Consider the following 22,360-nt stretch of genomic DNA (forward strand, 5'->3'; position numbering starts at 1 on the left):
CAATATGTCTATGAACGTTTCTTCTTCTTTCTTCGCTTTCATTCTCAAAGCGGGTGCAAAAGTAAAGATTCTTTTTTCTTCTGCAAGGGTTTTTTGAAAATATTTTTTATTTTATTTTCTCTAACCTCTTTATCAGTATTTTACAAGAACCTTCCCCGCAAACCGGGCTGCAAAGATAAAAACTCTTTTTACTTTATAGCAAATCTTTTACAATCTTTTTTTCATAAAGTTGATAACTCCCTGCAGCAGAATTTGTTGTTGAGAAAGTATGTCTTATCTGTGCGAAAAAGTGGTGGTTTACTCAAGGCCGCGTGAGGGATAGCAGCGGAAAGCCCGCAGCCAAAGCGAGGACTTGCAGCGAATAGCCCGACCCAAAGGGGCACGCTATAAAAAGTAATACATTACTGCTTAATAACTTTGAACGTTTTTACAGCATGATTTGCAGACAATTTTACCAAATAAATTCCCGCGGCCATGCCTGACATATCGACTTCGACCGTTTTTGAAGCAAAGTTTTTTTGAAGGATTCGTTCACCTAAAGCGTTGGTAATCTCTAGTTGGCTGATTTCGGCGGCACTAATGATTTTCAAAATGTCTGTTACCGGATTCGGAAAAGATTGAAAAGTATCGATTTCGAACGATTCGTTAGCCAAATTACTGCAAGTAACAGAAACGGATTGGAAACAAGAAACGCCTAATGCATTGGTCAGCGTAAAGTTGACACTTTGTCCGGGTTGCACCTCTAAAATTTCATAGCTAGAAATGTTGGTTGTACCCGTCACGACAGGCCCGTTATCGATGGAATATGCATACTCATAGCTTGTAACACCCACAATATTGGCCCAATCAATTCGAACCGAATTTGGGAAGATAACCCCACTTGGATCACAAAACATGGTGGTGCTTACGGACGGATTTACGGTAATAGTACCAGACAAAGAATCGCTTCCACAAGGCCCGACTGCTACCGCTGAATAGGGAAAGGTTCCTGACACGGCTGGCGTTCCAGAAATGGTCAGAACTCCCGCACTATAAGCTCCCGAAACGCCTGCAGGCAAATTTATTACCATGGCGTCTTGGGCATTAAAAGCACCTATATTATAAACTATAGGCGTTATGGGAGTGTTTTCGCAAACTGTTTGGTTGGCTGTATTAGGTGCTGAAGCTAATACTATTGTTGGGGTTGTGGATACCGCGACATTTCTAGTTGCAATCCTGTCTGAGCAACCTCCGGAGCCAGATATAGTATATGAAATTGTACACACTCCAGCTGAATTACCGAGAATAAATCCAGTAGAATCAACCATGGCTACAGCATTATTAGAAGAACTCCAAGTTCCTCCCGGCGGATCGGCTGTAAATATTGTCCATGATCCTACACAAATACCTTGAAAACCTTGAAGACTTGGTTGTTCTGGCTGCGCATTCACCGTCACCATTCTCGTAGCTATTGCATCAGGGCAGGGCGCAATTCCAACAACTGTGTATGTCATGATAGCTGTACCAGCCGAAACACCTGTTATTACACCAGTTGTAGGATTCACGGTAGCTATGGCATTATTTGAACTAGACCAAGTTCCACCTATCTCAGTCGAAGTAAATGAGGTAGTGCTGCCGACACAAATATTTTGATTTCCGGTTAGAATACCAGCTTCCGGACATGGCACTACCGACTGGCAACTGACTCCCGTAGTAAAACAACTTCCCACTGGACCTGATGGAGTTACGTATAGATTCACTAAATCAGTTTCAAGTACATTGTTGACCGTAAAAGCTAATACATTACCTGTCGCACCAAAAACGAATGAACCACCGTTGATAGTATATACGATGGCATAAGTAGTAGCTCCAGAAACCGCATTCCAGCTAAACGTTCTGCTATTATTTGCCCAGCTACCACAATCAATTGTCGGGGAAAGCAACGGATTAATTGTAATTGTTCGTGTGGCCGTACAACCTCCTAAATTCATATAAGTAATTGTGCAAGTGCCCGCAGATACACCTGTAACTAATCCTGTGTTGTCAACCGTCGCAATAGCTGTATTGGATGATTGCCAAGGAGTATTTGGGTGAGGAAATAACGAACCGTTTAATTGAAAGACTCCTCCGGCACAAGTTGAATAATTTCCAGAAGGGCTACTAATAGTGGGATAAGTGGAAACATAAACGTTTTGCGCATAACTATTTCCCAAATTATCGTTATAGGTAATAGTGGTTGCGCCGAGTGCCCCTGTTGCAGTAACCAAACCCGAGTTATTTACTGTTGCTATCGCCGTATTTGATGATGTCCATGGATTGACTGAAGCTGGTGTGCCGCTACCGGTTAATTGTGTGGTTAATGGACCCGGCAGACAAATGCTGAAATTACCTGTGATTCCGTTTGGGTTGATGGCTTGCGCTAGGTTGAAACAAGTAAAAACAAGAACGATTGTTAGGCAAAGTTTTCTCATAAAAAAGTTTGATACCGCGTAAAAATATATATTTTTATTTGGTAACAAACTCTATTTCAGAATAAAATTCAGATTACTTGTTGACTTGTTTGGCTTTTTCTTCCCAATAATCTGATAGCTTATCGTAATCAATTGGAATTGCAGCTTCCTGTTTTACTAATCTGCCGTGGTCAAACGCGCGGACTAAAATGGTTTCAATCAGGAAATCTTCGTTGTCTTCGTATGGATTGTACTTTCGTTTAAGGCTAATATCAAAAGCGTTGGCAGTGGCATTAGACCAGAAAGCTTTCCAACCGCTTTTGTAATCTTTAATAAGTTCATAAGTTGTAAAGCCGGTTTGGCGATTGATTAATTTTACTAAAATCTGACCTTGTTTTCTGGAAAGCTTTTTGAGTTTCGGTTCAAACTCGTTCTGCATATAATCTTCAACAATCTTGAAATACTTTCTTTTCTCGCGGTTGGTTTTCAGCGCATTCATATTTTTATTGAGTACCGTCAACCTATCTGCTGCTACTTTAGCGTACGGATAAACTTTATAAACCCGATTGCGCAACAGTAAAAATTGCTTGCGGCTTTCGGCATCGGTATAATTGCGGTAAACAGTAATTTCTTCTAATTGGATGGGTTCGGAAATCGTATCGGTGTCTTTTAATACGTAACCCATTTTGGTGGTATCTTGCTCTATAATCTGAGCTTGTAGTGGCAATAAAAATAAAAAAAAGCTAAGGGTGAAAAAACTAAACTTCATAGCAGAAAATTTACGATTCAAAATTAATCATTAATTGCCAACTATAGTGCCAAATTTATAAATTAGCCAAAATTTGAAAACCATCAACATGAGTACAAAATCGATCTTAAAGAAATCATCAATCACGTTTTTAGAACAATACCTCAATAACGCCTCACCTACCGGACACGAAGTAGAAGGCCAGAAAATCTGGATGAACTATCTCAAACCCTACGTAGACACTTTCATCACCGATACCTACGGAAGCGCAGTGGCAGTCATTAACCCAAATGCAAAATACCGTGTCGTTATCGAAGGCCATGCTGACGAAATTTCGTGGTACGTTAATTATATTACTGATAATGGACTAATCTATGTAATCAGAAATGGTGGTTCCGATCATCAAATTGCACCTTCCAAACGCGTGAACATTCACACCAAAAACGGCATCGTCAAAGGCGTTTTCGGTTGGCCGGCCATTCATACCAGAAACCGCGGTAAGGAAGAATCTGCCAGCTTGCACAACATTTTTATCGATTGCGGTTGCAGTACCAAAGCCGAAGTCGAAAAACTCGGTGTTCACGTTGGCTGTGTCATCACTTACCCAGACGAATTCATGATTTTGAACGAAAATAAATTTGTTTGCCGCGCCATAGACAATCGCATGGGCGGATTCATGATTGCCGAAGTAGCGCGCCTGCTGCACGAGAACAAAAAGAAACTGCCTTTCGGATTATACATCACCAATTCGGTTCAGGAAGAAATCGGGTTGCGCGGTGCCGAAATGATCACCAATACCATCAAACCTAACGTGGCGATTGTGACCGATGTTTGCCACGACACTACTACCCCAATGATCGAAAAGAAAATCGAAGGCGACCTGCAAATGGGCAAAGGCCCGGTGATTGCCTATGCGCCAGCTGTTCAAAATAAATTGCGCGAACTCATTGTCGATACGGCCGAGAAAAACAAAATCCCTTTCCAGCGTCACGCGACTTCAAGAGCTACCGGAACCGATACTGATGCGTTTGCTTATAGTAATGGTGGCGTAGCTTCGGCGCTGATTTCTTTACCATTGCGCTACATGCACACGACGGTTGAAATGGTGCATAAAGAAGATGTCGAGAACGTGATCAAACTGATTTACGAAACCTTATTGAATATTAAGAACGAAGACGATTTTTCGTATTTCAAATAAGAATTTTTAGAAGCTTTTTCCTGCTGTCCGCTATATCTTTTCAAACCTTCGAGGTTTTGGCAACCTAGAAGGTTTAAAAAGGATGCCGCTGCCATCAGGGCTATGAAAATTAGTGCAACAAAAAAGCATCACGGTTATCATGATGCTTTTTTTGTGAAAGAATTGTTGCTTTATTACAAATTCACTTGGGTTTGTTTATTGTTTTTGGCGTTGATAACCTCAAAATCTAGAGGTTGGTATACGCTAGTTTGATTGTTATCGATAATTGCATTTCCTTCGGCAATTTGATCTTCGATAGTTCTGTCTAAATACAACGGACGGATTTCGTTTTCAGGTGCACTATCAATGATTTGGTTGTTTTCAATAATCTGACTTTCAGTAGTTTCACCTTGATAAAAACGAACGCCTTCGTCTACAATATTACTTTCAATAATTTGGTTGTCTTGAGCGATTACTTCTTCAATACTTTTACTGTAAGAGTTATTGATGACTACCGCTGGATTGAATATCATTTGGTCTTCTACAGGCGCAAAGTTCCTTTTATCCAAACCAAATTCATTGGTAACAAAAAGATCATTTTGCTCGATATCTGCTGTAAAAGAAGCTACATTTTCAGTAGTAGTAAAAGTTTTGGCTTCAGTTTGATTTAAAACTAAAAGCGTTGCGATTAAAAGAATAGTTGTTTTCATGATTTGATTTTTTATTGATGATGATGTTTCTATTAATTTCCTATACAAAGATAAGGTCAAAAACAAATACCTTGTTTTGCATAGTACTTAATTTTAACTAAATATTAACATTTAAAAGTATCTAGAAAAACATCAAAAAAGAAAGCCAGCGGTTGGTTTCACTGGCTTTCTATATATTAGGCTTGCTTCAAAATGGCTGCCGCGTCTGTGGCTATCGATAGCTCGGCATATTTCAAAGCCGTAAATCCTTTCTCGTCTTTTACCCTAGCATCGGCACCGTGAGCCAATAAGTATTTAATGATTTCTGTTTTATTATATCGCGCAGCAACCATGAGCGGAGTCATTCCGTATGACTTTTCATTAACATCTGCGCCATATTCGACCATTTTTTTTACTAAATCGAATTCTCCTTTTTGAATGGCAACGCATAACGGTGTACTCTTACCGTAAGGAACCGAACTACTTTGTTGAGCCAAAACTGTGGTGGCTGTCATTGGTGTAGTAAAACTTGCCAACACCAAACCTAAATAAATGATTGATTTTTTCATGATTCTTTGATTTAATTGATGATTATCGCCAATAGACTTTCATCGCAAAAAATCGTTACTGGAATCTTTTCTATTTAACATTTATTTAAAAAAAGAAAGCCCACAACAAATGCAGGCCTAGATCTTTATTTCACGAAGAACTATATCGTTTCTAAATACGCGTTCACATTGTTTTCAATCCGCCTGTGAATTTCGCTAATGTCTGCCTTAACAAATTTTTCCCCGATAATATTTTCATACAGCTCGATGTATCGCTCTGAAACCGAATCAATATAATCGTCGGTCATTTCTGGAACCACTTGCCCTTCTTTGCCTTGAAAACCATTCTCAATTAGCCACCGACGAACAAATTCTTTCGACAGTTGTTTCTGCTCCTCACCTCTTCCCTGTCGTTGCTGGTATCCTTCCGAGTAAAAATAGCGCGAAGAATCTGGCGTGTGAATTTCATCAATCAAGACAATTTTACCTTCCTTGGTTTTGCCGAACTCATATTTAGTATCCACCAAAATCAATCCTCTTTCGGCGGCAATCTGAGTTCCTCTTTCGAATAAGGCCCGAGTGTAATGCTCCAAAACCAAATAGTCAGCTTCAGCAACGATGCCCTTGGCTAAGATAGCTTCACGTGAAATGTCTTCATCATGCTCGCCATTATCCGCTTTAGTAGTTGGAGTAATAATTGGCTCGGGCAAACGGTCGTTTTCTTTCAAACCTTCTGGCAGCGAGACACCACAAAGTGATCTTATTCCGGCGGCATATTCTCTAGCTGCATGTCCTGACAAATAACCCCGAATCACCATCTCAACTTTAAAAGGTTCGCACAAATGGCCCACCGCCACATTCGGATCTGGTGTAGCTATCAACCAATTTGGAACAATATCTTGAGTAAGTTCCATGAATTTGGTAGCAATCTGATTTAGAATTTGCCCTTTGTATGGAATGCCTTTGGGCAAAACTACATCAAACGCCGAGAGCCTATCGGTGGCAATCATCACCAAATAATGCTCGTCAATATTATAAACTTCGCGTACTTTTCCGCGATAAACCGAACGTTGATTGGGAAAATTAAAATTTGTAGTGGTAATCGTATTCATTTTAATTGTGTTGTTGTTGGAGTGCCACAAAAGTATACAGTTCTATTGGTTGTGCAAAACAATAAATAGAATTAAAACCATATGCGAAATGTCTGGATAGAAAAATAAACTTGAATTAGATCAAGAGTTATTCATACACAGATTAAAGAAAATTACTCTTATTTATTTGGTACTTCGTTGTTATATTCATTGAAAAAAAATAACAATCAAATTGGTTTTGGCATCAGTAGCTAGGCAATTGATAAAGTAAAGTTCAATTCCGCAATGGGCTGCTTTTGTTTATTCAAGTTTAATCTTGGTTTTCGATTTGTTTGTAGGCATCGATGACTTTCTTCACCAATCGGTGGCGAACAATGTCTTTGTCATCAAGGTAAATGATGCCGATGCCTTCTATGTCTTTCAAGACCAATAAAGCTTCTTTCAAACCTGAGATGGTTCTTCTTGGTAAATCGACTTGGCCCGGATCGCCGGTAATCATGAACTTGGCATTTTTTCCCATTCGGGTCAGGAACATTTTCATCTGCGAATGCGTCGTGTTTTGGGCTTCATCGAGAATTACGAAAGCGTTGTCTAGTGTTCGTCCGCGCATGAAAGCCAACGGTGCAATCTGAATGATACCTTTCAGAATGTAATCCTCCAAAGATTGTGGCGGAATCATATCCCGAAGCGCATCATACAAAGGCTGCATATACGGATCGAGTTTCTCTTTCATATCGCCCGGTAGAAAGCCCAAGTTCTCGCCTGCTTCAACTGCCGGACGGGTTAAAATAATCCGCTTTACTTCTTTATCTTTAAGCGCCTTAACTGCCAGTGCAACTCCTGTGTAGGTTTTTCCTGTTCCTGCTGGACCAACTGCGAAAACCATATCGTTTTTGTTGATCGTATCCACAAGCAATTGTTGGTTGGGAGTCATCGCTTTGATGATTTTTCCGCCAATACCGTGTACTAAGATTTTTTCATGGTCAGGCATGCGTTGTTCGTCTTGCGAATTGCTTTGGATAACGCGCTCAATCACATTGTCGTCAATGCGATTATAACGTGAGAAATGTTGCATGAGCCGATTGAAACGAACTTCGAATTCGTCGAGCACTTCCTTCTCGCCGAAAGCCTTAAGTGTAGTGCCGCGAGCGACGATTTTGAGTTTGGGATAGTATTTTTTAATGGTTTCAAGATGAGCATCTTGTGCGCCCCAGAATTCTTTTGGTGCAATGTCGTCGAGTTCGATAATTCTTTCGTTCAAAAGGAAGTCGTTTTAAATTAAAAATTTGTGGCTAGAATTACTAGCTTTGCAACCAAATTTAATAAGTTTTTCAGTTCGGTTGCTTTTTTATTTATAAACAATTTTATGTCAATAATTACGCTTACTACCGATTATGGCTTGCGGGATCATTTTGTTGGTGCTTTGAAGGGAAAAATCCTTTCAGACTTTGCCCAAGCCGTGATTGTCGATATTTCGCACGACATTGATTTGTTTAATACTACCCAAGCGAGTTATATCATCGGCGCGAGTTATTCTAATTTTCCCAAAGGCAGTATACATTTGATTGGGGTCGATTTAGAACGCAACAATGAAAACCAGCACTTGGCCATGCAATGGAACGACCACTATTTCATTTGCGCCGACAACGGAATCCTGAGCATGCTTACACAATACATCAAACCACAAAAGATCGTTTCCATAAATATTCACGACCGATTGCCTGTAGAAGCCACTGATTTAGACGTTTTCGTAAAAGTCGCTTGTCATATAGCTAAAGGCGGATTATTAAATGTTATTGGCAAGGAAATCTTTGAAATCAAACAAATCACAGAACTGCAACCCGTGGTGGCTTCAGATAAAAATTCAATTAAAGGCCACGTGATTTATGTTGATCATTTTGGAAACGTAGTGACGAATATCTCTAAAAAACTGTTTCTGGAAATAGCCAAAGGACGACCATATGAAATACCAGTCATGCAAGGCCAAAGTCAACGTCGCTCGGTGCCAATCAAGAATATCTGGGCGAAATATTCTGATATTTCTGGCGCCGGGAATTATCCGATAAAAAATTACGAAGGCGATAAACTGGCAATTTTCAACGAAGCCGGTTATCTTGAAATCGCAATTTTCAGAAGCAATCCAAAAAGTGTTGGAACTGCCGAAAGCCTGCTCGGATTGAGCTACCGCGATACAATAACCATCAATTTCAAATAGATTAACCAAATAACAAAATCAATAGATAACCGCATCATTATGTTTGTAAGAATCGTCAAAATGAGTTTTCATCCTGAAAATATTACTGCTTTCCTAGAGAATTTTGAATTGATGAAATCCAAGATACGAAACGCGCCAGGAAACCGTTTATTGGAACTGTATCAAGACAAGCACAACCCGAGTATTTTCTTTACTTACAGCTATTGGGAAACTGAAGATGACTTGGAGAATTACCGCCGTTCGGAATTGTTTTATGATGTTTGGAATTTTACAAAAAAACTGTTCAACGACAAACCTGAAGCTTGGAGTGTAGATAAATTAATGAGTTTAACATAACGTTTTTGGCTCTCAGTTTTCGGTTTTTTGTCAACCGTTGACTGGCAAGCAACAACTGATAACAAAATATGAAAGCAATATTACTTCGTGAAATCAAATCGTTTTTCGGATCGCCTGTAGGTTATCTCGTGATTGCGATTTTTTTACTGCTCAACGGTTTATTCCTTTGGGTGTTTGAAGGCGATTACAACATTCTCAATAGCGGTTTCGCAGATATGAGCCCTTTTTTCACCATCGCGCCATGGATTCTGATCTTCTTAATTCCAGCGGTAACAATGCGTAGTTTCTCTGACGAAAAAAAACAAGGAACACTTGAGTTGCTTTTAACCAAACCATTGAGCCAATGGCAAATAGTGAATGGTAAATTTTTCGGATCGATGCTATTGATTACAATCGCAATTTTGCCAACTCTAGTTTACGTTTACGTCATTTCTTCTCTAGGAATGCCAGCCGGAAATATCGATTTGGGCAGCACCATGGGTTCTTATTTTGGGCTTTTGTTTTTAATTGCTGCTTACTGTTCGATTGGAATTTTTACTTCGGCTTTGACTGAAAACCAGATTGTAGCTTTTATTCTTTCAGTTTTTTTGTGCTTCTTTTTCTATTTTGCGTTTGATGGTTTGGCAGTTAATTTTCCTAGTGCCGAAAACCTGATTGCTACCATCGGTATGGACAGCCATTTCAAAAGCATGGGGCGCGGAGTCATTGACACTCGTGATGTGGTTTATTTCACAAGCTTAACCGTTGTTTTTCTATCGTTTACTGTGTTCAAATTAAAATCAATAAAGAACTGATGGCACACTTTAAATATTACAAACCATTGTGGTTGCTGTTGGCTTTATTGTTAGCTCTGAATATCGTTTCTAGCCGATTTTTTTATCGCTTTGATTTAACGCAGGACCACCGTTATACGCTTTCCGAAACTTCGTTGAAAATTCTAAAGGAAGTAAAAGAACCACTCATTGTAGACGTATTTCTTAATGGACAATTTCCCGGGGAATTCAAAAAGTTGCAGACCGAAACCCAGCAAATCCTTGAAGAATTCAAAGCCTACAATAAGAACGTCACTTTCCAATTTGTGAACCCAATTGAAAACGAAGAAGAACGCGACACCATCATCCAATCTTTTCTTGAACGCGGCTTAACACCAGTGAATGTTACAGTTCAAGACAAAGGCAAACAAACCGAAGAAGTGGTTTTCCCTTGGGCCATTGCAACTTATCGCGGTCGAAGCACCAAAGTTCCGTTACTGAAAAACATCATGGGCGCCTCCACAGCCGAAAAAGTAGTAGGTTCGGTGCAACATCTGGAATACGCTTTTGCCAACGCCTTCAATACAGTTGCGAAAGCCAAAGAGAAGAAAGTGGCTGTCATCAAAGGAAACGGAGAATTACACGATTTACTGATGGCCGATTTCATCCGTCAGGTACGCGAGAACTATTTCATCGGGACTTTCACACTAGATTCTGTAGCCAAACAGCCCAACGAAACCTTAAAATATCTCAAACGCTACGATTTGGCCATCATCGCTAAACCAACTGAGAAATTTACCGATGAAGAAAAACAAGTATTGGATCAATTCATTATCAATGGCGGAAAAACGCTATGGCTCGTGGATCAAGTCAATATTGAAATGGACAGTTTATACAATGACGCAGGCTCTAGTCTTGCCTATCCGTTCGATTTGAACCTGAACGATTTGTTTTTCAAGTATGGTGTTCGCATCAACCCAACTTTAGTAAAAGATGTGATGGCTACACCAATCGCTCTTGCAACTGGTGAGCAAGGCAGCGCTACACAATACACGCAATATCCATGGTTTTATTCACCGTTGATATATCCGAGTTCAAAAAATCCAATAGTAACCAATGTAGATGCTTTGAAATTTGAGTTCGCCAATGGCATGGACACGCTCAAAAACGGAATTAAAAAAACCGTGCTTTTGCAATCATCGCCTTATTCAAAACGCGTTGGAACTCCGGTAGAAGTAAATTTGAATATGGTTTCTGAAAGACCGGAACAAAAAGAGTTCATCAATTCCGGTAATATTCCGATGGCGGTTTTACTTGAAGGAAAATTTCATTCGGTTTATGAAAATCGCGTGTTGCCATTCGCCGAAAAAACGTTTCAACCCATTGGAAAAAACAACAAAATGATTGTGATTTCTGACGGCGATTTGATCAGAAATCAACTTGACAAAAACTTCCAACCGCTCGAACTCGGTTATGACAAATGGACCAACAAACTCTACGGGAACAAAGAGCTGATGATGAATTGTGTGAATTACCTGCTCGACGATACCGGACTTATCAACATCCGAAGCAAAGAAGTCAACTTGCCGTTACTCGATAAGGAAAAAGTATACGCCGAATACACTAAAACGCAATGGATAACTGTCGGAATACCAATCATTGTACTACTGATTTTTGGTGCACTGTTCACTTATTTGCGAAGGAAACGCTATGCCCGCTAATGTTAATAAAATTCTTTTTGTTATTAGGCAGTTTAGGATATATTTGTAAAATGGATGTCATCTAGTCTTTAAAAGCATCCCATAAAATTTAGAGCAAATGAAATTTATTGTATCGAGTTCTTATCTATTAAAACAACTACAGGTATTGGGTAGCGTAATTAACAGCAGCAACACCTTGCCTATTTTAGACAATTTTCTTTTCGAACTGAACAGCAAAACCTTAACTGTTTCCGCTTCAGATTTAGAAACCACCATGTCGGCCACTTTAGAAATTGATTCTACCAGCAAAGGCAGCGTGGCAGTACCCGCCAAATTATTGCTCGAAATTTTAAAGACGTTCCCAGAACAACCTTTAACGTTCACTGTGGAAGAGAACAACACAATTGAAATTAGTTCAAATTCGGGTAAATATGCTTTGGCTTATGCTCCTGGTGATGAATTCCCTAAATCAGTGAGTTTGGATAATCCTTCGACTACTTTAGTACCTGCCGATGTTTTGGCTACTGCTATCAGTAAAACTATTTTCGCAGCCGGTAACGACGATTTAAGACCTGTAATGTCTGGAGTGTTTTTTCAGTTTTCGCCAGAAGGTTTAACTTTCGTGGCTACCGATGCGCACAAGTTGGTAAAATATGCCAGAACCGATGTAAAAGCTTCTCAAGTAGCCGATTTCATCATGCCCAAAAAGCCGTTGAATATTTTGAAAAGTATTCTAGGAACTTCTGATGCTGAGATAAAAATCGAATACAACGATTCAAACGCCACTTTTTCGTTCGATAATTACGTACTAATGTGTCGCTTGATTGACGGAAAATATCCAAATTACGAAGCGGTTATCCCAAAAGAAAACCCGAACAAATTAATGATAGACCGCACGCAGTTTTTAAGTTCTGTACGTCGCGTAGCTATTTTCTCAAACAAAACTACACACCAAATCCGATTGAAGATTGCCGGTGCCGAACTCAATATTTCTGCTGAAGATATCGATTACTCTAACAAAGCAGAAGAAAGACTAACTTGTGATTACCAAGGTGACGATATGCAAATCGGTTTCAATTCGCGCTTTTTGACCGAAATGTTGACCAATTTACAATCGGATATGATTATGCTCGAAATGTCATTGCCGAACCGCGCGGGAATCTTAACCCCGGTAGACGGTCTCGAAGATGGCGAAACGGTCACTATGCTTGTGATGCCTGTGATGCTGAACAACTAAACCCAATTTATTTTTTATACAGGCCGCGAGTTCTTTTGGATTCGCGGTTTTTTTTTGCAGTTACTAAGTGGTTTGCCGCACTTATCAGAAAAAGTAACTTACTCAATCTCAACAAATATACTTTAGCAATTCAATTTAAAATAGTATTATCTTAAACAAATCATTATGAAGATTTCAAATATTATCTTTAGTAAAAGGAAATTTTCAAATAGAAAGTTACACTTGAATGACTTTGCTATTGTTTGTAGTCTCCTGCTGCTTTTTATATACGCGACAACCAATGCACAGTGCACCACCGGCTCCGAAGCAGGAACTGTATTTACACCCAACTATTCCGGTGACGCAGAAGTAATTTCAGCTAATACGGCTAATGGGTTTTACACGAAAGTAAACATCCTGCCCAATAGATATTATACTTTTATTGTAATGATATCAAGTCAACCTGAAGCTGGTTATCAAGATTTTATAACCATCACTAACGAAACTGGAACGGTAGTTTATGCCTCAGGTTTTGGTATACTAAGATGGTCATCTGGTACAAATACAGGTATAATCCGTTATTACAATCATTTAAGCTCTAATTGCCTCACTGTGCCCAACAATCGAACAAAGATGCTGTTGAGTTCCGAATCGTTATGTCTTCCACCAACTTCGTACACATCGAGTACTTTGGATAGTTCAAGCGTGAGTTTGTCATGGAACAGTTCGGTATCTACTCCATCCGACGGCTACGAATATTACGTAAGTAGTTCATCGGCCTATCCATCCAATACCGCCTCTCAGGTTGTAACTGGAGCAACCGCTAACACCTATGCGTTGCTGACAAATCTAGATAATTCACTGGGGTATACTTGGTGGGTTCGTTCTAATTGCGGCAATATTCGCAGCACTTGGACCAAGGCAGGATCGTTTTCGATTTGCACGCCGCCACAAATGACTAACATCAGTAACATCGGGCCGTTTTCGGCAAAGCTAAATTGGCAAACTCCCGATCCAGATCCTTATTACGGCTATCAATACGCTATGAGTACGATAAATGCAACGCCTACAACTTGGTCAAGTACTACAACTAATACTGTCAATTTCACTGGTTTGCTCAGTGGTACGGTCTATTATTATTGGTTGCGGTCAAATTGTGATGCAGATAATCAAAGTAGTTGGGTGAGCGGAAGTTTCACCACCGATACTGTCTATTGCACCAATGCAGTATACGGGCTCAGACCTCAAGCTACATTCACACCGGCTTGCACTGGTTCGTGGGAAGAAATAAGTGACAATTCCTATTTTGGCGAGTATTGCAACGTAGTAGTCCAGCCCAATACAAATTATATTTTTGGAATTGATTATTTAGAAATAAATGGTGTTTATACGCCTGGATACGTGACCATTACCAATGAAGATGCTAGTGTAAATCATGCAGGCGGAATTGGTGACCTAGAATGGTTTTCTGGAAATAATTCAGGAATAATAAGATTCTATTTACATCGAAACGCTTTATGTAATTTCAGGCAAGAAGGAATTGGTAAATACGTAAAATGCTACACAACCTTGAATGTTGATAACAATGAAATGGTTGACGTAAAGCTGTTTCCAAATCCAACCACAGATTTTATACACTTAGTCAGTCGACAATCAATAGACAAAATTGAGATAACCAATCCATTGGGGCAAATCATCAAATCCGAACCTATTCAATCCAAGGAATACACAGCCAACTTATCCGCTATTGCTGCCGGAACTTATTTCGTTAAAATATTGGCTGAGAATACTTCAAAAGTCTATAAAGTAATCAAGAAGTAATGTTTTTGTAGATTTTATTCGGTGGGTTGCACTAGCGGTAAACCCAATTAGCGTAATAAATGTTGGCGAATTCTAATTCAAACCCTGCGAATTCTCATTGGGTATTGTTAAAAGTTACCGTGCTTTTTAGGTTTGCGCAATATTTACAAGCCAACCGAATGGAATTGTACCCACAACATTCTGTTTACGATTTTTTGGGGAAGCCGCAGCTTTAGGGTTGCGGTTTTATTTTTAAAATAAATTTAAGTGCAGAACAACGACGTTTTTAAAGTTCTATTTTGGTCGTATATTTTACTTCAGAAATCATGAACGTGCTGTGGGTGCTGCCAATATGATCTAAGGTAGTGAGTTTCGTTACCAGAAATTCGCGATAGGCTTCCATGTCTTTCACGGCTATTTTTAAAATGTAATCGTAATCGCCGCTTACGTGATAACATTCCAGTACTTCTTTTAGTTTCACCACCTCGTTTTCAAACTTAGTGACGAACTCTTTGGTGTGTTGAACGAGCTTCAAATGACAAAATACCACAAACCCCATCTCAATTTTAGAACGATTTAGCAGTGCTACATACTTTTCAATAGTGCCTTCACGCTCTAGTTTCTTGATTCGTTCATATACCGCAGTGACAGAAAGATTCAATTTCAGCGAAAGCGCTTTGGTTGTTAAGCTAGCATTAGTTTGTAGTAAACCTAGAAGTTTTTTGTCAGTAGTGTCCATGGTAATGTTTATAAGCTATTAGTGGATTATAGATAATCTATTAAATAGCTGAATCGAATTCAAATTTAGAAAAAAAATCTACAAAATAAACTTATGATAGTTTTATAATCTATATTTCAAATTATTGATTGAACATTAAACTAATATTAATGATTTTTACATTTATAAATTAACCTAAATTGATAAAGTATGGAAAACTTTAATCCTGCCGACCGCATTCAAGACTTGCAATATTTTGGAGAATTTGGCGGCGTGAACCCTTCAATTTCAGACAGTTCCACGTACACTTTCTTATCGGCGAAAACCATGTTTGATACCTTCGAAGGAAATGCCGAAGGGTGTTATTTGTATTCCAGACATTCCTCGCCAAGTAACTTATATCTAGACCAAGCATTAGCTGCTATGGAAGGCACAGAGGCGGCCAACGTTTCAGCCTCCGGAATGGGAGCCATTACCCCGACACTGTTACAGTTGTGCAGCCACGGCGACCATATTGTTTCGAGCCGGACGATTTACGGCGGAACTTACGCTTTCCTGAAAAATTTCGTCCCGAGATTCGGTATCCAGACAACATTTGTGGATATTACAAAACTCGATTTGGTCGAGGCTGCAATTACCAAAAACACCAAAGTACTTTATTGCGAAACCGTTAGCAACCCACTTTTAGAAGTAGCTGATATTGCGGGTTTGGCGGCCATTGCAAAGCGTCACAATATTAAATTGGTTGTTGACAATACCTTTTCGCCCTTATCTGTAGCGCCGGCAAAACTGGGTGCAGATATCGTCATTCACAGTTTGACTAAGTATATCAACGGCAGTAGTGATACCGTAGCGGGCGTCACTTGTGCCTCGCGCGAATTCATCAACAGTTTGAAAGATGTGAACCACGGAGCCAGTATGCTTTTAGGGCCCACCATGGACAGTCTGCGTTCGGCCTCAGTAATGAAAAATCTAAGAACGCTCCATATCCGAATGAAACAGCACAGTGCCAATGCTTTGTATTTAGCGCAACGATTTGAACACGACGGTTTGAAAACGGTTTATCCGGGTTTGAAAAGCCACCCGAGCCACGAAGTTTATAAAAAAATGATCAACCCAGAATACGGTTTTGGCGGTATGATGACTATTGATGTAGGAACTTTACAGAAAGCCAACGCCTTAATGGAATTGATGCAAGAACGCAACTTGGGTTATCTGGCAGTGAGTTTAGGCTTTTATAAAACACTGTTCAGCGCGCCGGGAACTTCCACCTCAAGCGAAATTCCGCTAGAGGAACAACTCGAAATGGGCTTGACTGATGGGCTAATCCGATTCTCGATTGGTCTAGACAACGACATCGAAAGAACCTACCAAATGATGCGCGCCTGCATGGTCGAATTGGGCGTTTTGAGTTAGACAAGCTATTTTTCAAAGAATGAATAATCCGTTGAGTTTATCGCTGCAACGGATTTTTTTTTTGCGAATTCTAATTGAAAGTCCCCGAATTCTAGTTGAAGGGCTAATGTTTGGACGAAATCCTATACCTTTATCTAGATAAAACTATCCAGTAATTAAATTCTTCGGTATGAAGCAACTATACTTTTCGCTCATGTTATTTTCAACTGCTACATTCTACGGGCAAATTGTGAATATTCCGGATACGAATTTTAAAAACTACTTATTGACTGCACTCCTACTCGACACCGACAACAATATGGTAGGTGACAGCACCATCGACACCAACAACAATGGTGAAATTGAGCAGAATGAAGCACTTTTAATTAACGAGTTGTACGTCAACGGGCTCAATATTTCCAGTTTGGTTGGTGTGGAATATTTCACAAACTTGATCAGGTTGCGGTTCAATGACAATCAAGTTGCTACTGTAGATTTGCATGCCTTGAACCAACTACAACATATACAATGCAATAATAACCTACTAACAGAAATCAGCCTTTGCGGCACACCGGCAACGAGTTTGTGGGCTGAAGGCAATCCGAACCTGACTTACATTTCTATTAAAAACAACACCATTTCCACATACTATGCATCTAGAAGCAGCTCTGAAAATACACCGCCGGCGTTACCTTCATTTATGTTTCCTTCATCGCTGCAAACCTTGTGTTACGATGCTGGTGAATTGGATTCAGTATCGTTTGTACCACCAACTGTGAATTTAATTACAGATTGCGAAACTGTATGTTCTGTTTTGGCGGTTGAAAACCCTGAACTGAATTCCGTTATTACCTTGGCCCCAAATCCAGCAGTTTCATTTATAGAAATTGATAGCACAAGCAATACTTCATCGGTATTGGTGTATAATGCTTTGGGGCAACTGGTACAAAAGCATGTACCGGCAACCGCTACAACTTCAATTAAAATGGATGTCAGCGGATTAGAAAAAGGAACTTACTTAGTTGAAATCAATTCCAAACTTGGAAAGACAACCCGGAGATTGATAAAATCGTAAACCAAATTTTATAAAAAAACCGTCTTGAAATTCTTGAAGGTTTTAATTTTTATTCAACTTCGCTCCTATTGAGTTTACTGTTTTTATAACTAAACCCAAAGTAAATCAGCAAACCAATCAGGAGCCAACAGGTAAAATAAATCCAGTTCCATACGCTGAGCTCGGCCATCATATATAAGCAACAAACCAAGCCGAGCAGCGGAATTAAAGACAGATTTTGTCGGTAAGCCCAAACGACAAGACCAATTAAAACAATCAAGAAAATCCACATTGGAATTTTGTGTTTGAATAGGTTAAACCCACTTTGGTACTTTAAAGAATTGTCTATTGGTAATGAATCTACCAGATTTTCATAGGTAACTTCATCCTTATTATACTTACTCAACAAAGCCTCAAGATCGCTATTTACAGCATCGCTTTCATTTTTAAAAACCAAAAATTCATAAACGATTTTGGTTTGCGCTTGATCGAGTGAAGTCACGATATCTTCTGGCGAATTGACCTGCTTTTCATTAGTGATGAAATCCATCGTAGCTTGCTTGTTATAAGTAAATGCATAAATCAAACCTACTAAAAGTAGGGCCGGAAAAATAAACTTCGAATTCACATAAGGTGTTTTGAACTTACCTCTAGGAATATCGGGCTTGTTCTGTAAAACCAACACGCCGGCGCAAACCAACACAAAAGCAAACAAGGTTCCGATACTACACAAATCGGTCACCATCGTTAAATTGAGGAATAAAGCCGGAACCGCAACCACAAAACCGGTCACAATAGTGGCATAGGAAGGCGTTTTGAACTTCGGATGCACTCGCGAATATCTTTTAGGCAACAAACCGTCACGGCTCATACTCATCCAAATTCGAGGTTGCCCCATTTGAAAAACCAGCAATACACTTGCCATGGCTACAACGGCACTTATCGCAATGATGCCCGACATCCATTTTAAATTCAGTTTCTCGAAAACGAAAGCCAATGGATCGCCCACATTCAGATCGGTATAATTGACCATACCGGTTAAAACCAGTGCAATCACAATATAAAGAATCGTACAAATAATAATGGCCCACATCATGCCGCGAGGCAAGTCGCGTTGCGGATTTTTACATTCTTCGGCGGTCGTAGAAATGGCGTCGAAACCAATATAAGCAAAGAAAACCGCAGAAACTCCTTTCAGCACGCCACTGATTCCGTTGGGTGCAAAAGGGCTCCAATTCTCTGTATCGACGTAAAAAACACCAACAGCAATTACTAACAAGATGATGCATAATTTCACTACAACCATCAAGTTACTAGCGTTGCGCGATTCTTTCATTCCGCGATAAACTAACGCAGTAATAAGTATAATGATGAACAAAGCCGGCAAATCAGCAACAAAATGAAACGAACCAATAGTCGGCGCTGTTGTCCAAGCTGTATAGGCACTTTGCAAACCAGCACTGAGATTTTCAAAACTTTTTCCTCCTTGCATCAGTGCTGTAGCATCTTTAAAACCGTTAGATGCCGTGAGATAATCCATCTGAATGTATTCGGGCAAATGGATGTTCATACTGCCGAGCAAACCCGTGAAATAATCACTCCAAGAAATGGCGACGGTGATGTTTCCGATGGCGTATTCCATAATCAAAGCCCAACCAATAATCCAAGCGATGATTTCACCAAAAGCTACATAAGAATAAGTATAGGCACTACCTGAAACTGGTACCATAGAAGCAAATTCAGCATAAGCAAAAGCCGCAAAACCACAAGCTATGGCAGTAAAAAGAAAAAGAAAAATGACCGCTGGCCCACCATCTGCGCTAGCCTTTCCGATAGTACTAAAAATTCCGGCCCCAACGATAGCGGCAATTCCAAAAGCTGTTAAATCTCTGGTTGTTAAGTGTTTTCCTAAAGCGGCATGCCCGTCAGTTTCATTTTTCTCTACTTGTTTTAAAATGTCTTGAACGGTTTTTTTTCGAAACAGTTTATTGTTGGCCATAAGTTTTGTTTTTCGTTGACAGCTAACAAATATAACATTATTCAATTACGATTTGATGATAGGTAAAAGAATAACCACAAGCTATTATAAAATAAAAACTAATAATCAGAAACAATTTATTCAAACTAAAATGAAACTACTTTTGAACTGACTAGTTACTGATTCAATAAAACCAAAACAACTTAAAGATGGAACATTCAAATGAAGCCAAATGCCCTTTTCACCACAAACCTTCAACCTCCGGAACCAGCAACCAAGATTGGTGGCCTAACCGATTGAACTTAAATATCCTCAGGCAACACAGTAATTTATCCAACCCGATGGATGCAGATTTTAATTATGCCGAGGCATTCAAATCTCTTGATTTAGCTGCTGTTAAAAAAGACATTTTCGAACTCATGACCGATTCACAAGATTGGTGGCCGGCAGATTATGGCCATTACGGTCCGTTGTTTATTAGAATGGCATGGCACAGCGCCGGAACCTACAGAATTTACGATGGACGCGGTGGCGCAGGAACCGGAAACCAACGTTTTGCCCCAATCAACAGTTGGCCAGATAACGGCAACCTAGACAAAGCTAGAATGTTGCTCTGGCCGATAAAACAGAAATACGGAAAGAAATTATCATGGGCAGATTTAATGATACTCGCCGGAAACTGTGCCTTAGAATCGATGGGGTTCAAAACTTTCGGATTTGCCGGAGGGCGCGAAGATATCTGGGAACCTGAACAAGATATTTATTGGGGAAGCGAAACTGAGTGGCTGGGTGACAAACGCTATAGTGGCAACCGAGAACTTGAAGATCCACTGGCCGCGGTTCAAATGGGACTTATTTATGTGAATCCGGAAGGACCAAACGGTGTTCCCGACCCGATTGCATCAGGAAAAGACGTTCGGGAAACTTTTGCCCGTATGGCCATGAACGATGAAGAAACAGTAGCTTTGATTGCCGGCGGCCACACTTTTGGAAAGTCACACGGAGCCGGCGATGCTGCTCTGGTCGGGCGCGAACCTGAAGGTGCAGAAATCGAGCAAATGGGCATGGGCTGGATTAGTAAACACGGTAGCGGCAAGGCAGGCGACACCATCACCAGTGGAATTGAAGGCGCGTGGAAACCCAATCCTACGACTTGGGACAACGGCTATCTGACCACTCTTTTTAAATATGATTGGAAACTAGTTAAAAGTCCGGCAGGTGCTTTTCAATGGATTCCCACTGATGAGTCGGCGGCTAAATTGGTTGAAGATGCGCATGACAAATCCAAAACACATGCGCCGGTGATGACTACTGCTGATTTGTCTTTAAAAATGGATCCGGCTTATGAGAAAATCGCACGACATTTCTTAGAAAACTTTGAAGCTTTTGAAGATGCTTTTGCCAGAGCATGGTTCAAACTCACCCATCGCGATATGGGGCCGCGTTCAAGATACTTGGGAAGCGAGGTGCCAGACGAAGAACTCATTTGGCAAGACCCAATTCCGGCATTAAATCACGAACTGATTGATGCAAATGATATTTCTGGATTAAAATCTGAAGTTTTGAACAGTGGCTTAACCGTCTCCGAATTGGTCGCAACAGCCTGGGCTTCTGCTTCTACTTTCAGAGGTTCAGACAAACGCGGAGGTGCCAATGGAGCTCGCATCAGATTAGAACCGCAAATTAGCTGGGAAGCCAATAACCCAAAACAACTTAAAAGGGTTTTATCAGTTTTAGAATCGATTCAAAAAGCATTTAACGACCGCCAAACTTCGAACAAAAAAGTCTCGATGGCCGATTTGATTGTTCTGGCCGGAAATGCCGCCGTTGAAAAAGCTGCAAATGCCGCAGGTTACGAGGTTCAAGTTCCTTTTCATGCCGGAAGAACCGATGCTACACAAGAGCAAACCGATATCGATTCGTTTAAAGTGCTGGAACCTAAAGCAGATGGTTTTAGAAACTACAAAGCTGCATCTTGCTATTCAACCACAGAAGCACTTTTGGTTGATAAGGCACAATTACTCGAATTGACCGCGCCCGAAATGACTGTGCTTGTCGGCGGATTAAGAGTACTGAACACCAATTACGACAGTTCTAGTCACGGCGTATTTACTGAAAAACCCGGCACACTGAGTGACGATTTCTTTAAAAACCTGTTGGATTTGTCTATAAAATGGACTGCCATCGATGACAAAGGAGATTTCTTTGAAGGTAAAGACCGCAAAACACAAACTAAAAAATTCACGGCCACTCGGGCTGATTTGATTTTTGGTTCGCATTCAGAACTCAGAGCACTTGCCGAAGTATATGCAGAAAGTGGCAACGAACAAAAATTTGTCGATGATTTTGTGAAAGCTTGGAGTAAAGTGATGCATTTGGATCGTTTTGATTTATAGGTTTTAAATTATACCTCTATATAAAAGCACTTCGAAAAGAGGTGCTTTTTTATTGGCTTTATTTCAAATAAAACTGATATTAATCATACAAGAATACAGAAGTTAATCATTACCTTCG

18 protein-coding genes are annotated in these 22,360 nt (G+C 40.0%); 10 read left to right on the top strand and 8 right to left on the bottom strand.

The features are described 5' to 3' along the window. Positions 1-401: 401 nt before the first annotated feature. Together G4D82_RS11760 and G4D82_RS11765 are read right to left on the bottom strand one after the other, a co-directional pair. Complete coding sequence (locus tag G4D82_RS11760; protein ID WP_166337489.1) at positions 402-2,450, bottom strand: Ig-like domain-containing protein; 2,049 nt, start codon at positions 2,448-2,450, stop codon at positions 402-404. Positions 2,451-2,523: 73 nt separating this feature from the next. After that, positions 2,524-3,198, bottom strand: coding sequence for a DUF4294 domain-containing protein (locus tag G4D82_RS11765; RefSeq protein WP_166337490.1), 675 nt, complete (start codon positions 3,196-3,198; stop codon positions 2,524-2,526). Between the two features lie 88 nt (positions 3,199-3,286). Here G4D82_RS11765 and G4D82_RS11770 point away from each other — a divergent pair, with 88 nt between their 5' ends. After that, positions 3,287-4,375 carry a M42 family metallopeptidase gene (locus tag G4D82_RS11770; RefSeq protein ID WP_166337491.1) on the top strand — a complete coding sequence of 363 codons (1,089 nt, stop codon included), beginning with the start codon at positions 3,287-3,289 and terminating at the stop codon, positions 4,373-4,375. A gap of 173 nt (positions 4,376-4,548) precedes the next feature. Here G4D82_RS11770 and G4D82_RS11775 read toward each other — a convergent pair whose 3' ends face one another. The 4 genes from G4D82_RS11775 to G4D82_RS11790 all read right to left on the bottom strand — a co-directional run bounded on the left by G4D82_RS11775 (position 4,549) and on the right by G4D82_RS11790 (position 7,943). Beyond that, positions 4,549-5,064: a hypothetical protein gene (locus G4D82_RS11775; RefSeq protein ID WP_166337492.1), complete on the bottom strand. Its 516-nt coding sequence runs from the start codon at positions 5,062-5,064 to the stop codon at positions 4,549-4,551. A 176-nt stretch (positions 5,065-5,240) separates the two neighbouring features. After that, a complete protein-coding gene (locus G4D82_RS11780; protein WP_166337493.1) occupies positions 5,241-5,612 on the bottom strand; it encodes an ankyrin repeat domain-containing protein in 372 nt (123 codons plus the stop codon). Between the two features lie 140 nt (positions 5,613-5,752). Beyond that, positions 5,753-6,703, bottom strand: a complete 951-nt coding sequence (locus G4D82_RS11785; protein ID WP_166337494.1) for a phosphoribosylaminoimidazolesuccinocarboxamide synthase — start codon at positions 6,701-6,703, stop codon at positions 5,753-5,755. Between the two features lie 289 nt (positions 6,704-6,992). Next, a complete protein-coding gene (locus tag G4D82_RS11790) occupies positions 6,993-7,943 on the bottom strand; it encodes a PhoH family protein (RefSeq protein WP_166337495.1) in 951 nt (316 codons plus the stop codon). A 105-nt stretch (positions 7,944-8,048) separates the two neighbouring features. Here G4D82_RS11790 and G4D82_RS11795 point away from each other — a divergent pair, with 105 nt between their 5' ends. The 6 genes from G4D82_RS11795 to G4D82_RS11820 all read left to right on the top strand — a co-directional run bounded on the left by G4D82_RS11795 (position 8,049) and on the right by G4D82_RS11820 (position 14,722). Beyond that, positions 8,049-8,897, top strand: a complete 849-nt coding sequence (locus G4D82_RS11795) for an SAM hydrolase/SAM-dependent halogenase family protein (RefSeq protein WP_166337496.1) — start codon at positions 8,049-8,051, stop codon at positions 8,895-8,897. Between the two features lie 39 nt (positions 8,898-8,936). After that, positions 8,937-9,233, top strand: a complete 297-nt coding sequence (locus tag G4D82_RS11800) for a putative quinol monooxygenase (RefSeq protein WP_166337497.1) — start codon at positions 8,937-8,939, stop codon at positions 9,231-9,233. A gap of 68 nt (positions 9,234-9,301) precedes the next feature. Beyond that, the gene (gene gldF, locus G4D82_RS11805; RefSeq protein WP_166337498.1) at positions 9,302-10,027 is read left to right on the top strand and encodes a gliding motility-associated ABC transporter permease subunit GldF; all 726 of its coding nucleotides are present in this window, start codon (positions 9,302-9,304) and stop codon (positions 10,025-10,027) included. Beyond that, entirely contained in the window at positions 10,027-11,706 is a 1,680-nt protein-coding gene (gene gldG, locus G4D82_RS11810; RefSeq protein ID WP_166337499.1) for a gliding motility-associated ABC transporter substrate-binding protein GldG, read from the top strand. Before gldF ends, gldG begins: the two co-directional genes overlap by 1 nt. Positions 11,707-11,803: 97 nt before the next feature. Next, on the top strand, positions 11,804-12,922 hold the full coding sequence (gene dnaN / locus G4D82_RS11815) for a DNA polymerase III subunit beta (protein WP_166337500.1): 1,119 nt from the start codon (positions 11,804-11,806) through the stop codon (positions 12,920-12,922). Between the two features lie 165 nt (positions 12,923-13,087). Next, a complete protein-coding gene (locus G4D82_RS11820; protein ID WP_166337501.1) occupies positions 13,088-14,722 on the top strand; it encodes a T9SS type A sorting domain-containing protein in 1,635 nt (544 codons plus the stop codon). A 265-nt stretch (positions 14,723-14,987) separates the two neighbouring features. Here G4D82_RS11820 and G4D82_RS11825 read toward each other — a convergent pair whose 3' ends face one another. After that, a complete protein-coding gene (locus tag G4D82_RS11825; protein WP_166337502.1) occupies positions 14,988-15,440 on the bottom strand; it encodes an Lrp/AsnC family transcriptional regulator in 453 nt (150 codons plus the stop codon). Between the two features lie 189 nt (positions 15,441-15,629). Between G4D82_RS11825 and G4D82_RS11830 the strand changes: the two genes are divergently transcribed. Further along, positions 15,630-16,835, top strand: a complete 1,206-nt coding sequence (locus G4D82_RS11830) for an aminotransferase class V-fold PLP-dependent enzyme (RefSeq protein WP_166337503.1) — start codon at positions 15,630-15,632, stop codon at positions 16,833-16,835. Between the two features lie 169 nt (positions 16,836-17,004). Continuing rightward, a complete protein-coding gene (locus G4D82_RS11835; RefSeq protein WP_166337504.1) occupies positions 17,005-17,889 on the top strand; it encodes a T9SS type A sorting domain-containing protein in 885 nt (294 codons plus the stop codon). 49 nt (positions 17,890-17,938) lie between these two features. On the opposite strand, the gene G4D82_RS11840 is transcribed toward G4D82_RS11835, so the two are convergent. Next, positions 17,939-19,867 carry an amino acid permease gene (locus G4D82_RS11840; RefSeq protein ID WP_166337505.1) on the bottom strand — a complete coding sequence of 643 codons (1,929 nt, stop codon included), beginning with the start codon at positions 19,865-19,867 and terminating at the stop codon, positions 17,939-17,941. Between the two features lie 188 nt (positions 19,868-20,055). Between G4D82_RS11840 and katG the strand changes: the two genes are divergently transcribed. After that, on the top strand, positions 20,056-22,242 hold the full coding sequence (katG, locus tag G4D82_RS11845) for a catalase/peroxidase HPI (protein WP_166337506.1): 2,187 nt from the start codon (positions 20,056-20,058) through the stop codon (positions 22,240-22,242). Positions 22,243-22,360 lie beyond the last annotated feature (118 nt).

The organism is Flavobacterium lotistagni (assembly GCF_011392125.1).
In the GTDB taxonomy this organism is placed as follows: Bacteria; Bacteroidota; Bacteroidia; order Flavobacteriales; family Flavobacteriaceae; genus Flavobacterium; species Flavobacterium lotistagni.

Coding starts and splice junctions, on each gene's coding strand:
- G4D82_RS11760 (WP_166337489.1), bottom strand. CDS start 2,450: ATGAGAAAACTTTGCCTAACAATCGTTCTTGTTTTTACTTGTTTCAAC.
- G4D82_RS11765 (WP_166337490.1), bottom strand. CDS start 3,198: ATGAAGTTTAGTTTTTTCACCCTTAGCTTTTTTTTATTTTTATTGCCA.
- G4D82_RS11770 (WP_166337491.1), top strand. CDS start 3,287: ATGAGTACAAAATCGATCTTAAAGAAATCATCAATCACGTTTTTAGAA.
- G4D82_RS11775 (WP_166337492.1), bottom strand. CDS start 5,064: ATGAAAACAACTATTCTTTTAATCGCAACGCTTTTAGTTTTAAATCAA.
- G4D82_RS11780 (WP_166337493.1), bottom strand. CDS start 5,612: ATGAAAAAATCAATCATTTATTTAGGTTTGGTGTTGGCAAGTTTTACT.
- G4D82_RS11785 (WP_166337494.1), bottom strand. CDS start 6,703: ATGAATACGATTACCACTACAAATTTTAATTTTCCCAATCAACGTTCG.
- G4D82_RS11795 (WP_166337496.1), top strand. CDS start 8,049: ATGTCAATAATTACGCTTACTACCGATTATGGCTTGCGGGATCATTTT.
- G4D82_RS11800 (WP_166337497.1), top strand. CDS start 8,937: ATGTTTGTAAGAATCGTCAAAATGAGTTTTCATCCTGAAAATATTACT.
- gldF (WP_166337498.1), top strand. CDS start 9,302: ATGAAAGCAATATTACTTCGTGAAATCAAATCGTTTTTCGGATCGCCT.
- gldG (WP_166337499.1), top strand. CDS start 10,027: ATGGCACACTTTAAATATTACAAACCATTGTGGTTGCTGTTGGCTTTA.
- dnaN (WP_166337500.1), top strand. CDS start 11,804: ATGAAATTTATTGTATCGAGTTCTTATCTATTAAAACAACTACAGGTA.
- G4D82_RS11820 (WP_166337501.1), top strand. CDS start 13,088: ATGAAGATTTCAAATATTATCTTTAGTAAAAGGAAATTTTCAAATAGA.
- G4D82_RS11825 (WP_166337502.1), bottom strand. CDS start 15,440: ATGGACACTACTGACAAAAAACTTCTAGGTTTACTACAAACTAATGCT.
- G4D82_RS11830 (WP_166337503.1), top strand. CDS start 15,630: ATGGAAAACTTTAATCCTGCCGACCGCATTCAAGACTTGCAATATTTT.
- G4D82_RS11835 (WP_166337504.1), top strand. CDS start 17,005: ATGAAGCAACTATACTTTTCGCTCATGTTATTTTCAACTGCTACATTC.
- G4D82_RS11840 (WP_166337505.1), bottom strand. CDS start 19,867: ATGGCCAACAATAAACTGTTTCGAAAAAAAACCGTTCAAGACATTTTA.
- katG (WP_166337506.1), top strand. CDS start 20,056: ATGGAACATTCAAATGAAGCCAAATGCCCTTTTCACCACAAACCTTCA.